The organism is bacterium Scap17 (assembly GCA_013376735.1).
Classification (GTDB): Bacteria; Pseudomonadota; Gammaproteobacteria; order Pseudomonadales; family Halomonadaceae; genus Cobetia.
In genome coordinates, this window is sequence record VINJ01000001.1 from 611826 (window position 1) to 627675 (window position 15850).

At 64.5% G+C, this 15850-nt stretch carries 12 protein-coding genes; 1 reads left to right on the forward strand and 11 read right to left on the reverse strand.

Features of this window, described 5'->3' with window-relative positions:
- Positions 1-132 precede the first annotated feature (132 nt).
- The 6 genes from FLM52_02675 to FLM52_02700 all read right to left on the reverse strand — a co-directional run bounded on the left by FLM52_02675 (position 133) and on the right by FLM52_02700 (position 7361).
- Positions 133-1137 (reverse strand): flippase-like domain-containing protein, encoded by a 1005-nt coding sequence (locus FLM52_02675; GenBank protein NVN54708.1) that lies wholly within the window; start codon positions 1135-1137, stop codon positions 133-135.
- 63 nt (positions 1138-1200) lie between these two features.
- A complete protein-coding gene (locus FLM52_02680; GenBank protein NVN54709.1) occupies positions 1201-2043 on the reverse strand; it encodes a DUF2334 domain-containing protein in 843 nt (280 codons plus the stop codon).
- Entirely contained in the window at positions 2036-3160 is a 1125-nt protein-coding gene (locus tag FLM52_02685) for a glycosyltransferase family 1 protein (protein ID NVN54710.1), read from the reverse strand. The genes FLM52_02680 and FLM52_02685 overlap by 8 nt, the downstream gene beginning before the upstream one ends.
- A gap of 750 nt (positions 3161-3910) precedes the next feature.
- Positions 3911-4276 (reverse strand): hypothetical protein, encoded by a 366-nt coding sequence (locus FLM52_02690; GenBank protein ID NVN54711.1) that lies wholly within the window; start codon positions 4274-4276, stop codon positions 3911-3913.
- Between the two features lie 290 nt (positions 4277-4566).
- Positions 4567-6513: an exoribonuclease II gene (locus tag FLM52_02695; protein ID NVN54712.1), complete on the reverse strand. Its 1947-nt coding sequence runs from the start codon at positions 6511-6513 to the stop codon at positions 4567-4569.
- Positions 6514-6695: 182 nt separating this feature from the next.
- Positions 6696-7361 carry an SDR family oxidoreductase gene (locus FLM52_02700; GenBank protein NVN54713.1) on the reverse strand — a complete coding sequence of 222 codons (666 nt, stop codon included), beginning with the start codon at positions 7359-7361 and terminating at the stop codon, positions 6696-6698.
- A 286-nt stretch (positions 7362-7647) separates the two neighbouring features.
- On the opposite strand from FLM52_02700, the gene FLM52_02705 reads away from it, so the two are divergent.
- Positions 7648-8799: an oxidoreductase gene (locus FLM52_02705; GenBank protein NVN54714.1), complete on the forward strand. Its 1152-nt coding sequence runs from the start codon at positions 7648-7650 to the stop codon at positions 8797-8799.
- A 130-nt stretch (positions 8800-8929) separates the two neighbouring features.
- On the opposite strand, the gene FLM52_02710 is transcribed toward FLM52_02705, so the two are convergent.
- From FLM52_02710 to FLM52_02730, 5 genes are all read right to left on the reverse strand, one after another.
- Positions 8930-10132, reverse strand: coding sequence for a TIGR01620 family protein (locus FLM52_02710; GenBank protein ID NVN54715.1), 1203 nt, complete (start codon positions 10130-10132; stop codon positions 8930-8932).
- Positions 10129-11604, reverse strand: a complete 1476-nt coding sequence (locus tag FLM52_02715; GenBank protein NVN54716.1) for a YcjX family protein — start codon at positions 11602-11604, stop codon at positions 10129-10131. The genes FLM52_02710 and FLM52_02715 overlap by 4 nt, the downstream gene beginning before the upstream one ends.
- Before the next feature lie 127 nt (positions 11605-11731).
- Positions 11732-12937, reverse strand: coding sequence for an MFS transporter (locus FLM52_02720; protein ID NVN54717.1), 1206 nt, complete (start codon positions 12935-12937; stop codon positions 11732-11734).
- A gap of 144 nt (positions 12938-13081) precedes the next feature.
- Positions 13082-13990 (reverse strand): DUF2927 domain-containing protein, encoded by a 909-nt coding sequence (locus tag FLM52_02725; GenBank protein ID NVN54718.1) that lies wholly within the window; start codon positions 13988-13990, stop codon positions 13082-13084.
- A 60-nt stretch (positions 13991-14050) separates the two neighbouring features.
- Entirely contained in the window at positions 14051-15643 is a 1593-nt protein-coding gene (locus tag FLM52_02730) for a solute:sodium symporter family transporter (protein ID NVN54719.1), read from the reverse strand.
- Positions 15644-15850: the final 207 nt, after the last annotated feature.

The following is a 15850-nucleotide window of genomic DNA, read 5'->3' on the forward strand; positions in this document are numbered from 1 at the left end:
TGAGATCACCTTGAGCTGTGGTTATTGTATGACCGTTCAATAAAGTCGTCTGCCAACATAACAAAGTCTTATTCATAAGGCGATCATCAAGTGTTTTTCATGATGAGTAAGAGCCGCTGCTCGGTCGTCCGGTCATGTGGTCGCCGAGCGACGCTTGAGCAAGCTTCCCAGCATGCTGCGTCCCGCCATCACGAAGAACACAGGAGCGCCGGCGATCAGGTAGAAATAGAAGGTCACCGCTCGCCAGATCACCACGGCCGCCGCGGCACTGGCGGCGCCGATTATCGGGCTGAGCAGGGCAGTGGAGGACAGCTCCGCGCCTCCAGCACCGCCGGGCAGCAGCGTCAGCTGGCCCGCTGCCAGCGAGAGCATCTGCACGATGAAGGTCCAGCTCCAGTCGATGTCCTGCCCCAGCCCGGACACGGCCAGATAGAGGATCGAGTAGCGCAGCAGCCAATGCGCACAGCAGAGCAGGAAGATCAGGCTCAGTGTCAGGCGCGGCAGGGCGAGCGTCTCGACCAGCGCATGGCGAAAGTGGATCAGACCCCTCGCCAGCTTGACGCGTGAGCGATGACGTACCTTGAGCCAGCGCAGCAGGCGTCCGCTGGTTTTGAGCAGGCGCCGATGATGCTTGCCCAGCGCGGCCAGCAGGCCAAAGCCGATGATCAGCAACAGCGCCGGCACGGCCAGCATCCACCCCAGGCGCAGGTCGATGGTATGCGAGAGGGCGTAGAGGCCGATGCTGGCCAGTGCCGAGAGGAAGAACAGCATGTCGGTGATCTGATCGACCGCGAAGACCGCCGTGGCCTGCGCCGGGCGCACCCCCTGACGTGACAGCAGCCCCATCAGGGTAAGCGGACCGCCACTGCCGCCGGGGGTGGCGCTGATGGCGAACTCGGTCGCCATCACCATGCCGACGGCGCGCCGTTGCCCCAGGTGACCGCCACGCCCGGCCAGCAGCAGACGCAGCCGGCCGGCGTTCAGGTTCCAACACATGACGATCATGCCGAGCATCAAGAGGAAGGTGTCGAGGGGGAACTGGCGCAACTGGCCGCCAAGTCCGCTGCCACCCAGCACCAGCGGTATCGCGATGACCATCACAAGGCCAGCACCCAGTAACCAGAGGGCACGATTCATGGCAGATTCCCGCAGCGGGTTGTCACAAGGCCCATACGACGGGACTCATACAGTGGGTGGGTCTCAGGCAGCACTGTGCGCCGCCTGGTACGAATTCAGTTGCGTCGTATCAGGCGTGGCGGAGGGGAGCAGTCCCTGCTGCGTCAGCCAGCCGATCTTGGTCATCGGCAGGCGTCCCTCATCGAGCAGGCGCTCGACCAGCGTCAGCCAATACTGGCGTGAGCGTGCATGACGCATATCGACCGGATGCAGGCCCAGACGCAACACCGGCGCCTGTTGCTCGCGGCTCAGCTTGCGCTGCGTCACCCACTGCGACATCAGGCGGCGTGGCGCGGAGCGTGCGCTCCATACGAGCCCTGGCGCATCGATGACCGTGAAGTCAGGTAGTCGATAGAGATGTTGGGGGTCGCTGGTGTAGCGGAAGTCGAGAGACTTCAGGGCTTGACGAGTGCCGTCACTCATCAGCCAGGCGGGAGCCACGAAGCCCTCCAGCGGCCAACCAAGACGCTTGAAGAGTGCGGCGCCTTTGAGCAGGCGTCGTCTGGCTTCGGCCTCATCGAGGGGGTAGAACTCGCCCTCCCAGGTCAGTACGCGGCGCATCAGGTAATCGCGCGGGGTGCGGGGGGCCGGAGCGTCATCGCAGTGATAAAAGCCATGCAGGGCAAGCTCGTCTCCCTGTTGGCGGCGAGAGTCCAGCAGGGTGATGAATTCGGGAGCGTCTTCCAGAGCGCTGCGATGATGGAAGTCAGGCACCACCAGCCAGGTGATCGGACAGGGGTGGTTCAGGCGCGCCTGGCAGAGGGCATCCACCTCGGCGACGAAGTCCCGGTAGTCGGACCAGGTCTCGGGCGCGACATCATGCAGGACCAGCAGAAAGTGCTGTTTGGCAGCTGGCGACTCAGCCATGGGTCACCTCCTCGAGCACCGGTTGCATGCGAGTCCCGGTGACCGCGTGATAATGCCCGAGCAAGCCATCCACGACACGGTCCCAGGCATGGTGCTTCTCGACATGACGCCGCGCCAGGCGACCCAGTGCGGCGGGGTCATTGGCGAAGACTTCCTGCACGGCACGCGCCATGGCATGCGGCGAGTGCGGGTTGCAGAGCTGACCGCAGCCCAGTGGCACATTCTCGGCCAGGGCGCCTGCGCGTGCCGCCACCACCGGCGTGCCGCAGGCCATGGCTTCCAGTACCACCAGACCGAAGGTTTCCTGGGTGCCGGCATGCAGCAGCACATCCACCGAGGCCACCAGGCGTGCCACTTCGGTGCTACTGCAGAAATGCCCGGTCACGCTGACATTATCGGGTAGATGCCGTGGCATGCCCGAGCCGATCAACAGTAGATGGTAGTCGGGGCCGAGCAGACGGGCGGCTTCCAGCAGCTCATCAAGATTCTTCTCGCGTGAGCCGCGCCCGGCGAAGGCCAGCAGGCGCACGTGGTCTTCCAGGCCAAGCTCGCGGCGCAGGTCCTCATCGCGGCAGTCAGGGTGGAAGGTGGAAAGATCGACACCGAGTGGCTGGATATGGACATTGTCGACACCGAGCCGGTCGAGTCGGTCGGCCATCACCTGGCTGGGAGCCAGTACGCGGTCGAAGTGGCGATAGAGGCGTTTGACGTAGCGATCGACGTTTGCCCCTGACCACTCGCCCAAGCGATTGGTGATCAGGCGCGGCAGGTCCGAGTGATAGAAACCCAGCACCGGGACATCGAGCTTGCGACCGGCATCGAGTGCCGCCCACGCCGTGATGTAAGGGTCGCCGGCCTCGATGACATCGGGTTGCAGTGCCAGCAGCGTGCTGACCCAGCCGCCTCGGCGCAGTGGGAAGCGATAGCCGTTGCCGAAGGGAATGGGCGGTGCCGACACGCTATAGAGGTCATCACTGACGCTGGTGGTCTCACCGGGGACCAGCAGGCTGTGACGAACATCGGGCCGCGTCCGCAGACGTCGTCGCTTGGCTTCCAGGTAGGTTCTGACGCCGCCACTGGAGGGGGCGTGGAACATGGTCATGTCAGCGATATGCACACGGACTCCTCAAGACCGCTTTACCGGTCGTGCGCGATGAAGATGAATCCCAGCGTCACTGCCCGCCATGGCTGTCTTGTCGTGCTTCCGGGTGCTTGAGACAGACGCAAACGAGCACGCAGATTCCAGCAGGCCAGTGGCATTGACGAACGAGCCTCTGGTCAAGTCATGGGGGGAACCCGACGTGAAACCAAGGGCACGCGGCATGACATGCGGTGTCGCGCGTGACGAGACGCCTCGCCACGCGATGTTCCACACTGCGGCCGGCAATGACGTTACATCAGGAGATGGCTGGTCTGTGTGACAACAGGGAACAATGTTGGTGCGATGCGCTCCCGCGCTCGGATATTCGTCATCAAGCTCTTGGCATCAAGCTCTTGGCATCAGGCAATTGGCACAGGCTACTGGCATCAGGCAATTGGCACAGGCTACTGGTATCAGGTTCACTGCCAGGGGAAGAAAGGCGTTTCGCCATGCTGGCGTGCTTCAGCAGGGCGTGCGGCAGTTGGCCTCTGGTCAGTGCTGCGCAAGAGAAGCCATACGACAGGCAAAAAAAGACCCTGTCCGGAGCCACCGGACAGGGCAAGTGCGTGCACTACAGGAATACAGGGGGCGACAGGGGGAGGGTCGTCGAAGCGGGCATTGCAGGGTCTAGCAGTGGATCGACTCAGTCATGTCTGGCATCCGAGCCTGGTGTTGCATGGGGTCCTGGCATCGTTATCTGTCCTGAAGGATGGAGATCGGGCGTCATCACGCCAGTTCCTGCTGGGACAGGTGCAGGGCGCTGGGCATGGCCTGGCCGAGTTCCTGTGAGAAGGCGGCTTCCGGCACGGCTGGGCGCTGACTGGCGAGCAGCACAAGGCTCAGCAGCAGACCGGCGGCCAGCAGCAGGCGGTTTCGGGTGCGGCGACGATCACGTTCCAGCAGCATCGCGACATGCTCCATTGCTTCACGTTGGATCTCACGCTGGCGTTCCGGAGTGGTGGCGGTGTCGTTCGAGACGGGGTCTGTGTCGGAGTCGATACGGGCATAGTTCATGACTGGATGACGAACGATGGCGGCATGTTCGGCCAGGTGACGCAGTGAGGTAGCTGCAGTGGAGCGATGAGTTTTCATTTCGAGTCCTCGCATGGACGAACTTCATCAGGGGCAGGCATCAGTCATTCGCGCTTGGGTCAATCCAGTGATGCTGCAGCAGTGAAAGCAGGTGTCGTGTATTGATGCAAAGAGCTTAGCGTGAGCTCCTGTTTCACAAAATTACAATTTTTCACGCTTGGCACACGATACGTATACGTCATGCACAGGAACGAAAAACGCCCCGGGCGCAGAGCGCTCCGGGGCGTAGATGGCCGTGGAATTTGCCCGTGATGACAAGGCAGTTACATACGGCAGTGGTGGGTCGCGGCTTATTCGGCCGGGCGACCTACCAGTGAACGACGCTCTTCACGGGCTTCGGTCAAGGAGACCTTGATGATGTCGCCCAATGAGTAACGCAGCTCGTCTTCGATGCGCACGCGGCCTTCCTTGTCATCGATCGCGACCTTCTTGCGATCGCTGTAGATCAGCGGTGCCGGAATGAAGACGCTGGCGCCATTCTCTTCCAGACGCACGCGCATGCCGCCACGACGGATGTCGATGATCTCGCCAGTGAAGACCTGCTGTTCTTCGGCGGCCTTGGTCAGGTAGCGCACGTAGAGCCAGTCCTTCACATCACGCTCGGCCATGCGGTTGAGGCGACGACGTTCGCTGAGGTGCTCGGTCAGCTGCTCGGTGGCTTCCGCCGGCACGTCCTGGCCGAGAATCACGCGCTTGATCAAGCGGTGGTTGACCATGTCGCCGTACTTGCGGATCGGCGAGGTCCAGGTCGCGTAGGCCTCCAGACCCAGGCCGAAGTGCGGTCCCGGCTGAGCGGACATCACGGTGTAACCCTGGAAGCGACGCATGCGCACGTCCAGCCAGGTGTCTTCGCGGCTGTCCAGCTCCTGACGGATCAAGCGGTAGCCTTCCAGGCTGCTCAGCTGTTCCGGCGTGGCGGTGATGTTCTGGCCAGCCAGGAACTCGATGGTGTCGTCGTACTTCTCCGGTGCGAAGCCCTGGTGCACGTTGAAGATACCGTGACCGATATGCTTGGAGAGCAGACGTGCGCAGCTCAGGTTCGCGGTGATCATGGATTCTTCGATCATGCGATTGCTGATGCGGCGGTGGTCGGCACGTACGTTGAGCACGTTGCCTTCCTCATCCAGCTCGAACTCGAAGTCCGGGCGCTCGCGGAAGACCTGGGAATTGCGTGCACGCCAGGCGATACGCGCCTGGGTGAAGGCTTCCAGCTGACGCAGACCTTCGGCCAGCTCTTCGGTTTCCGGCTTCCAGCTGCCTTCCTGGCCTTCGATCCAGTCGGAGACATTGTCGTAGGTCAGGCGGTGGTGGGAGCGCATGGTGGCCGCGAAGAACTTCGGCTCACCGATCACGCCATCGGTATCGATGTCGACGATGCACATCAGCGTCGGACGATCTTCACCTTCCTTCAGCGAGCACAGGTCGTCGGCCAGGATTTCCGGCAGCATGGTGACGTTCTGGCTCGGCAGGTAGACGGTGAAGGAGCGCGTGCGCGCCTCTTCGTCGACACGGCTGCCTTCCGGCACGTAGGCGGTCGGGTCGGCGATGGCGATGCTCAGGGTCCAGCCGCCTTCCGGGCGCTCGACGATGTGCAGGGCATCATCCATGTCACGGGTCTTCTCACCATCGATGGTGAAGAAGGGCACGTGGGTCATGTCTTCACGTGTCAGGCCCTCATCCAGCAGCGGCCAGTCATTGCCGCCCTCCGGAGAAGCCTGTTCCAGCGCGTGACGCGCCAGGGTGACACGCCACGGCACGCGCGGGTTGTCCACCTCGGCGATGACTTCCTCGATCTGGGCGAAGAAGCTGCGGTCATCCTTGCGCATCGGGTGACGCAGCAGGCGTGCCACGACCCAGTCGCCATCATTGAGCTTTTCCTCATTGATGCCGCGCTTCACGCGCGCTTTCATGCGCGTGTTGATGGAGGGGTGATCCGGCATCACGTTCAGGCGGCCATCACGCTTGCCGACACGAGCGACGAAGCGATCGACACCCGTCTCGATCAGCACTTCCGGCTGTACGGATTTCTTCTCGCCTTCGACCTTGACGGTCGCTTCGACGGTGTCACCGTGCAGCACCTGCTTCATGGCGGGCGGCGGCACGAAATAGGATTCGCCGTCCTCGCACTCGAGGAAGCCGAAGCCCTTGTCGGTGCCTTTGATCACCCCCGTGACACGGGGAATTTCCTGGCGGATTTGATCTTTCAGCTGCGCCAGCAGCGAATTGTTCTGCAGCATTTCGGAAGTTCTGTTGGCGGGGTCAGTGGCTCACTATACGGACATGGGGCATGGGGGGAAAGCTACCTGATGGCTCAACGCCCGCGCGGGCTGCGCGCAGGCGTGGATGAGCGGTGGGACAACCGCGGGAAACCCAGATGAAAGCGGCCTGCCTGTGCACTTTGTCACGGGCTCGGGCGCGCTCAGTCGGCGGTCGTCGTGGCGTTCAGCAGACCCGAAACCGGCGTATCACCGTCGAACAGGGTGAAGATGGGCGCCTTGCGCTGGCGGCCACCGATCTCGCGGGCCTTGATCAAGCCGAGCAGGAACTCGGCGACATTGGCGCGCGAGACCTGCATCTCGTCGGAGTCATCGACATTCTGGGTCAGCTTGCCGCTGCCGCTGTCGTTGGTGAGACGGCCGGGCTTGACGATGACATGGCGCAGGCCGCTCTCGGCGAGGCACAGGTCGGCCGCCTTCTTGGCCGCGAAGTAGGGGCGCATCGCTGCCGGGCCGGCCAGTGGTGTCTCGGAGCGGATCGAGCTGACCTGGATCACGCGCGACAGCCCGAATTCGGCGGCCAGCTCCGCGGTGCGCATCGCACCATGCAGGTCGATGGTCAGCGTCTTGTCCGGGCCGGTATTCGGGCCGGAGCCCGCGACGAACACCGCCTGATCGCAGCCATAGAAGGCCTGGCGCATCTCGCCTTCCAGATCGCCCAGAACCGTCGGGATGCTGCGTTCATGGAACCAGCTCTGCTGCTCGGTCGAGCGGATCATCGCCACGATGGGTTCGCCGGCGGCCTGAGCCTTCTCGCAGAGTTGACGACCGATCTTGCCGTTGGCACCGATGATGAGCGTCTTGCGCATGCTGTCTGCTCCTTCGCGAATCAAATGGCGAGGTGGCTTGCGAGTGGTATTCCCACTCACTGCCATGCCTCTCCTTGTAGAGCAAGGTCTGCGGGCTGAGCCACATGACTTCAAGGGGACTGCTGTTCGATGGCGGGCATTACGCGGCGACTCGCTCACGGGATGAAGTCTGCGATGGTCAAGTATCAAAGGCGGCTGTCATCTCTGTCTGTGGCACGGGAGCCTTGCTAGGATGGCGCTGCCAGGTACGACTCCCCAAAGATTGCGCCAACGACAAGGATGCCCGATGAGCCGCATAGCCCACCCCGATAATGATGAGCACAGCGACACCGCCGCATGGCACGGCGCCGCCTTCCCCTCCGAGAGCGCGATCCGGGTCGGGCTGATCGGTTATGGCATGGCGGTACGCACCTTCCACGCGCCCTTGATCGAGGCCACGGACGGGCTGGCTCTGGTGGCACTGTCCACCTCGCGGCCCGAGATCGTCAGGGCCGAGCGTCCGCAGCTTGAGGTGGAGGCCACCCCGGAGGCCTTGCTTGCGCGTGACGACATCGACCTGATCATCATCGCGACGCCCAACGAGACCCACGCCCCGCTGGCCTCTGCGGCGCTGGCGGCAGGCAAGCATGTGGTCGTCGACAAGCCCTTCACGGTGACGCTTGAAGAAGGTGAGGCCCTGACCCGCCAGGCCGAGCAGGCCGGACGGGTGCTGGCGGTATTTCACAATCGGCGCTTCGATGCCGACTTCCTGACGCTGGCGGAATTGATCAACGACGGCACGCTGGGCCGTATCGCGCATCTGGAATCCCACTTCGACCGCTTCCGTCCGACGGTGCCGAACCGCTGGCGTGAACAGGCACTGCCCGGCAGCGGCCTGTGGTATGACCTCGGTCCGCATCTGCTGGATCAGGCGCTGTGCCTGTTCGGCGAGCCGAGCACCATCCAGCTCACGCGTCGCACCCAGCGCGAGGGCGCGGTGACCGATGATTTCTTCCACGCCGTGCTCGATTACGCCCACCATCCAGGGCACCCCGGTCTGGTGGTGGAGCTGCACGCCAGTGCTCTGACGGCGGCGTCGACGGCACGCTTCGCCGCGCACGGCACCCGTGGCAGCTTCGTGGTGTTCGGGCTCGACCCTCAGGAGGATTGCCTCAAGGCTGGTGACTGGCCCTCGCGTGACCCGCTGGAGCGTCAGGCGCGCCAGTGGGGGCGGGATGCGCGTCCCGGGATGCTGACCGTGCTGGAGGCCGACCCGGATGGCGCCGAAGGCGAGCAGGTGCTGGTGGGCGGCACCCATCAGGGCCGCGATGGCGACTATCCGGCCTGGTATGCGGGGCTGCGCGACTGCATTCGTGGCCAGGGCGGCAATCCGACCTCACCCCATGAGGCGCTGCGCGTGATGAAGTGGCTGGAGGCCGGCATCGCCAGCGAAGGCTGAAACCAGCGAAGGCTGAAACCATCGAAGGTGAGATGACTCACGAAAGACGCGCGCCCTGAAGGCCGAATGGCCAGCAATCAGAGGCGCGCGTCTTGCTTTCGAGGTAGTGGCAGGGGAGGTCGCGGCCTGCTCAGCTTGGGTCGTCCTCGCCCTTGTCGGCCTTGCGCATGCGCGAGAACAGCTCCGCGCGCAGCTCACCGATGCGCGGCACCTCCTCTGCATGGAAGGGGATGGGGCGCAGCAGGCGCATGGCTCGCAGGCCGAGACGTGCGTTCATCAGGCCACTGCCCAATCCCTGACCGGCCTTGGTGGAGAGGCGGCCGGCCAGATTCATCGACAGCAGGTCCATGCTGGCCTCGGCGGCCAGTTCGCTGGCACCGGCGAAGGCCATCGAGGCCAGCACCTCCTTGAACAGCCGCAGGCGGCTGGCATAGCCCAGCTCCAGGCCGTAGAGGCGCGACAGGCGCTCCATCATGCGCAGCCCGCGCCAGGCCACCAGGCTCATGTCGACCCAGGTCAGCGGCGAGACCGCCACCATCACCGCCGTCTCGCCACTCATGCGCGAGATCAGACGCCGCGCCTCACGGTCCCGCGGCCCCAGCACGTGGAAGGCGAACAGCTCGCGGCGCTCCGACGGGGAGTGATGCGCTTCACAGGCGGCGCGCCAGGCGCGTACGCCAGCGTCATCATCGCCGAGCTTCATTTGACGACGCAGCTGTTCGAGCAGGTCTTCCTGCGGGCTGTCGGCCTTGCCGCCTGTCTTGCCGCCGGTCTTGGCTGAGTCCTCGTCAGGCGTGGACAGCGCATCACCGCGCTGACCAAAGCCCTTTTGGCCAAAGCTTTTCTGGCCAAAGTCATCCTGCTGATGTTCTTCCAGCTCGGCGCGCAGCGCGACGTGCCTGCGCAGGTGACGCAGCCTGAAGAGCTCCTTGCCCAGCGCGCGGGCGCCAAGCCCGATGGCGCCAAGGCCCAGCAGACCCCAGGCACCGGCGATCAGATCCCCGCCCATGGCCGCCTGATACAGCGCATGACCGGCTTCGACACCCCCGAGTGTCAGGGTGCCGAGCAGCAGCCATTTGAGGCCGCGATGACGTGGCCGGGCGCTCAGCGTCGCATCGAGCCCCGGCGTGGCGGGTTCCGGTTCGGCCGCCGCCAGCGGCTGGCTTTCCATCTCCGGCGAGAAGTGACGCGCGCCGCGCAGGGCCTCTGCCGCGCTCTTCGATGCGCTCTCGGTGGGGCGCTCTGCATAGGAGGTCGAGGCGGCATCGGCCTTTGTCGAACCGGGGCTCGTGAAGCGTTTGCCCGGGCGCGGATGGCGGGATTCGGTAGTCATTTCAGGTGGTCTCCCAGCAGCCAGTCGAGCACGGCGTCCATGCGAATGTGAGGTGGCGCATTGCCGTCGATCTTCGGCGGAGCGAAGTGGGGGAAGTCGAAGCGACTTTCGGCCCAGAAATTCGGGTCGGGCAGCCGTGAAGGCACCTCGCCCGGGAACAGCAGAACGGACTCGCGGCCAGCGCCTTGCGTGTCCAAGTCACTCGCCCCCTCGTGCTCGCCGAGCAGTTGTCCCGCCAGTGCCGGATGACGTTGGCCATTCTCTACCACCTCACGCGCCTCGCTGGCGCGGATGGCGGCGATGGTGAAGGCCTTGAGTGGTACATCGCGATAGCGCAGGCGCTTGAGCGGGTCCGCCAGCAGCTGCTCGAGCAGGTCGCGCATCGCGCCATGCTGCTCCGGCGTGACGTGGTCGGCCTTGGTGGCGGCGATGGCCAGGCGGTCGATGCGGCGGTCGATCAGGCGCGCCAGCAGGTGGCGGCGGCCATAGGCGAAGCTGTCGAACAGCTTGTCCAGCGCACGGCTCAGGTCGCGGAAGGGCGCCGGGCCGGCATTCAGCGCGCCCAGCACGTCGATAAGCACGATCTGGCGATCAAAGCGCCGGAAGTGGTCGTGATAGAAAGGGCGCACCACGCGGCGGCGATAGTGATCGAAGCGCCGCGCCAGGGTGCGATACAGGCTGGCTTCCGGCAGGGCGGCCAACGCGTCGGGTGTCCAGTCACCGAGCCCCGGCAGCGGGAAGAACTGCAGTACCGGCGCCTCGTCCAGCTCGCCAGGCAGCAGGAAGCGGCCCGGTGTCAGGTCGACGAAGCCACCCTTGCGGCGCGCGGCGTGCAGATAGTCGGTATAGAGGCTCGCGATCTCGGCGAGGCGGTCTTCATCCACTTCGCTGTCCGGTGTCAGGCCCTCGATGGCCGCCATCCAGTCCTGCGCCCAGTCGCCACGACCGTCGGCCAGCCGGGTCTCGCACTCACTGCTCCAGCCGCTGAAGTCCTGCTCCAGCATCGGCAGGTCCAGCAGCCATTCGCCGGGATAGTCGATCAGGTCCAGCGTCAGGGTGGCGCGCTGGCTGTCGAGCATGCGCGCGGCGCGCGAGGTGGGGCGAAAGCCTATCTTGAGGCGCAGTTCGCTGATGCTGCGGGTCGGCGTCGGCCATTCGGGGCCGTGGTGCGCCTGCTGGCCGGACAGCGAGCGCAAGCCGGCCTCCAGCGGGAAGCGCGGGATGGAGAGGTCCGGCTGGCTGACGCGTTCCGCGCCGAGCAGGCGGCCATCGCGTGCGGCGGGCAGCAGTTCCAGGCGCGCACCGAGTCCGGCATGGCGCAGCTGTTCGATCAGCGAGACGAGGAACGCCGTCTTGCCGGCGCCGGACAGGCCCGTGACGGCGAGGCGCAGCTGGCGGTCGAGGCCGCGCTCCAGCAGGTCATGTGCTTCGCGGCCCACATCGCGGGCAAGCTGGCGGGCGTTGCGGGTCATGGTGTTGAACATCAGGCATTCCCTGTCAGTGGGGGCGAGGCGGCGGCGCGACGTGCAGACGTCCTGGCAGGTGAAGGTGAGCTGGGTGATGGTCGGGACTTTTCAGCGTGCGCCGCTCGGCTCGCCATCATCCCTCTATCTGCGGGCGATCGGCGCGCAAGGCAAGCTGACGCCACGCCAGCAGGGCGATGGGCAGCAGGCAGGCGGGGATCAGCAGCAGGTTGAGCAGCGCCCAGCCCAGCGTGCTGACCAGGGGGCCGGCCAGCAGCGCCGTCACCGCCCCGGTGGTGAAGACGAGGAACTCGTTGGCAGCCTGGGTGCGGGCCTTCTCGTTGGGTCGATGGCAGTGGGTCAGCAGCGTGGTGGCGGGCAGGAAGGTGAAGTTCCAGCCGATGCCGAGCAGGATGAGACCGAGGAAGAACCCCTGGGTTCCCGTCAGGTAGTCGACGGCCAGCAGCTGCGCGGTGGCAAGACTTGCCAGCAGAAAGCCACAGCCTGCCACGATCATGGTGCCCGATCCGAAGCGGGCGACCAGCCGCCCGGTGAAGAAGGACGGCAGGAACATGGCGACCACATGCCATTGGATGATGGTGGCGACGTGACCGAAGCCGTGTCCGGCATGGGCCATCGCCAGCGGTGTGGCCGTCATCGCCAGATTCATCACTCCATAGCCGACCATCGCGCTGAGCACGGCCAGCAGGAAGGTCGGCTGACGCAGGATCACGCCCAGAGGGCGTGCAGGTTCCACTGCATCATCGTCGGCTGACCGGGCATTGCTCTCGCTGGGCAGGCGGATGAAGGCCAGCAAGAGAAGCGCCAGCAGATAGAGCGCCCCCAGCCCGATGAAGCTGCCCAGGAAGGGCGTGTCGGCCAGCGCATGACTGGTGCGGGCAAGCCAGGGTCCGAAGAAGGCCGCCAGCACGCCACCTCCCATTACCAGCCCGATGGCGCGTTCGCGCTGCTCCTCCGGGGCGACCTCCATCGCGGCGAAGCGATACAGCTGACCGAAGCCGATGCCGATGCCCACCAGCCAGGTGGCGAGCAGGAACAGCCCGAAATGCTGCAGATGCAGCGCCAGCACGGCCAGCCCCGCGCCAGCCAGCCCGCACAGATTGCCGAGCACGAAGCCACGTCGCCGCCCGAGGCGGGCGGTGATCAGCGAGGCGGGAATGGTGGCACACATCAGTCCCAGCCACTGGGTGGCGACCGGCGCGGTCGACCAGCTGCTCGAGGCCAGCTGGGCACCGATCAGTGGTGAGACCGCGATCAGCAGGATGTTGCCGCTGACCAGCAAGGCCTGACACAGCGACAGCAGCGTGACGGCCAAGGGCAGGCGTGCCCGGTCGGCAGCGGGAGAAGATAGTGGCATGAAGGCGCAGCTCCGTCGGATGTCGGCGCCCGGCGCGCCTGACCTGATTATGCCTGTACTCCGTCCAGGCGTTCCAACTCCGTGCCCAGGATTGCGCTCACGGCGCGCCTAGTCTCCCGCCCATTCCCGCAGGCTGCCCTGGCGCACACGGTGAATGGCGTGTGACAGCTCGCCCTGCTCGGCAAGGCGCTGGATGACTGCGGGCAGCGCAGCGCGGACCTGTGTAGCTGACATGCCGGGAGAGAGTTCCGAGGCATACAGCATCTTGAGCAGCACGTAATCCAGCGGGCTCAGCCAGGTATCCACCGTGACGTCACTGAAGACGGAGGGAAAGACGTTATCCGAATCATTGGGCAGCCCCATCAGCTGGGCGCTCTCCTCGACGACGCAGTCCACCAGACGCGCCTTCTGGCGGGCATAGTCCGCGGGGATCAGGATCAGGCCGCTGGTGATGGCGTGATCTGGCCCGGTCTTGAACAGCGTCAGGCATACGCCTTCCCGCAGAGCCTTGCGCATGCCCGGGGTGGCGGCCTGCTGCTTGCCGACATAGGCGGTGGCCTCGCGCGTCATGTGGTCCCGGGGTATGAAGGCGATGCGCAGATTGGCCTCCATGGCGGAAGACACGAAACTCAGCGGATGACCGGTGATGGTGGATAGATGACGGAACTGGATCTCGCTCATCTGTCGCTGCAGAGATGAGTCGCCCAGTTGCGAGTCGACCCAGACCGTGATCGGTTCCTGCCAGCGCACCAGCGAGGCGCTGCTGCCGGGTAGGTATTCACGCTTGAGCGCCACTTCCATGAAGCTGTCCGTCAGCACATCGGCCCGCTGCCAGCGCTCGGCGGCCTGACTGAGCGGTGTTGACATCAGTGAGGCGAGCAGGGACAAGCACAGTGCCAGCATCTTGAGACGCGGACGACAGCAACGACGGCGGTAGCGGGACATGTAAGACCTCGGTGGTGAGCGACTCATCCAGCATGCCTGAAATGCACACGCCCCGCGTGTCCGGGAGGACATCACGGGGCGTGATACACGATTGATGACGATTTGGCGCCGGGGCAAGCTCGTCGGCAGGCGTCAGATGAAGGCCAGATAGATGGCGATCACCAGCACGACCAGCAGCAGTGCACAGACCTTGGCACCTTTCCAGGGCGTCATGTCGATGGCGCCGACATCCTGCTGGATCCACGGCTCGTCACGCGGCGCCAGCTTGCCGATGATCAGCATCATCGCGATCAGCAGCACGAATACCAGGCCGACGAAGTGGAACTCGTGGATCACGTCAAGCACGCCGGAGAAGGCCGGCACGAAGTAGACCACCCCGATCACGCTGCAACCGATCAGCAGCGCCAGGTTGGCGGCGATGGTCGGCACGCGACGCGTCAGCAGCCCCATCAGCACCACGGCGAAGATCGGGATGAAGTAGATGGCATTCATCTTCTGCAGGTAACCGAACAGGCTCTCTTGACCGGCCAGCAGCGGCGCGAGGGTCATGGAGGCGATCGCCAGCACCCAGCCGAAGCCCTTGGAGACCTTGACCACTTCCTCGTCGCTGGCATCACGACGCAGATGCGCCTTGTAGATACCGGTGGAGAACAGCGTGGTGGTGGCGTTCAGCGCCGAGTTGAAGGACGACAGGATCGCCCCGACCATCGCCGCGGCGAAGAAGCCGGTCAGCGGTGCGGGCAGCACATCGAAGACCAGCTGGCCGTAGGCGCTGTCGGCCTTGACGCCGGAAGAGGCATAGAGGTGATACGCGATGATGCCGGGAATCACCAGATACAGCGGGCCCAGCAGCTTGAGGGCACCGGTCAGCAGTACGCCTTTCTGGCCCTCGGCGAGGGTCTTGGCGGCGAAGGTGCGCTGGATGATCTGCTGGTTGGTACACCAGTAGAAGAAGTTGATGATCATCACGCCGGTGAACAGGGTCGAGAAGGGCACCGACTGGCCTTCACCACCCATGGAGTTGAATTTCTCCGGGTTGGCGGCGGTCAGCGTGTCCCAGCCGGCCATCACGCCCTGACCATCACTCACCGCATCGAGGCCGAAATAGACGATCAGCATGCCGCCGATCAACAGGCCCACGCCGTTCAAGGTGTCGGAGATGGCGATGGAGCGCATGCCGCCGAACAGGGCATAGATGGCGCCGATGATGCCGACCACCCAGATGGTCATCCACAGCAGCGCATTGGGCGAGCTGATGCCGGTCAGCGAGGGCAGATCCAGCATGCCCTGCAGGCCGATGGCACCGGAGTAGAGGATGATCGGCAGCAGGATCACCGCGTAGGCGAACAGGAAGATCAGGTTGGTGATCAGCTCGGTGCTGCGTCCGAAGCGCAAGGCCAGCAGCTCGGGCAGGGTGGTGATGCCACTCTTGAGGAAGCGTGGCAGGAAGAACATCGCCATCACCACCATGGCCAGTACCGCCATGACTTCCCAGGCCATCACCGACAGGCCATCGGTGAAGGCGGCGCCATTCAGGCCGACCATCTGTTCGGTGGACAGGTTGGTCATCAACAGCGAGCCCGCGATCAGCGGGAAGGTCAGACTGCGTCCGGCGAGGAAATAGCCGGTGGAATGCGAGGTGTCATCGCGATGTGTCCACCACCAGGTCAAGGCGGCGACCAGGCCGGTAAAGAACACGAAAGAAACAAGGGTAAGGGCATGCATGGGGAGATTCCTGTGGGCCTGCGGCGGCGAATCTTCGGGAAATGGGCAGGTTGCCCGGGGAGAGATTCGCTGCCGACAAGGCCGTGGCGATGCAATGCACACAGCAGGCTGTGTCATCGTCCGTGATGAGACTTACCGATAACATTCAGGGCAAGGCTGGCGATAGTGTAGGTATCTCCCGATATCTCGCTATCCGCCATTTGTAGA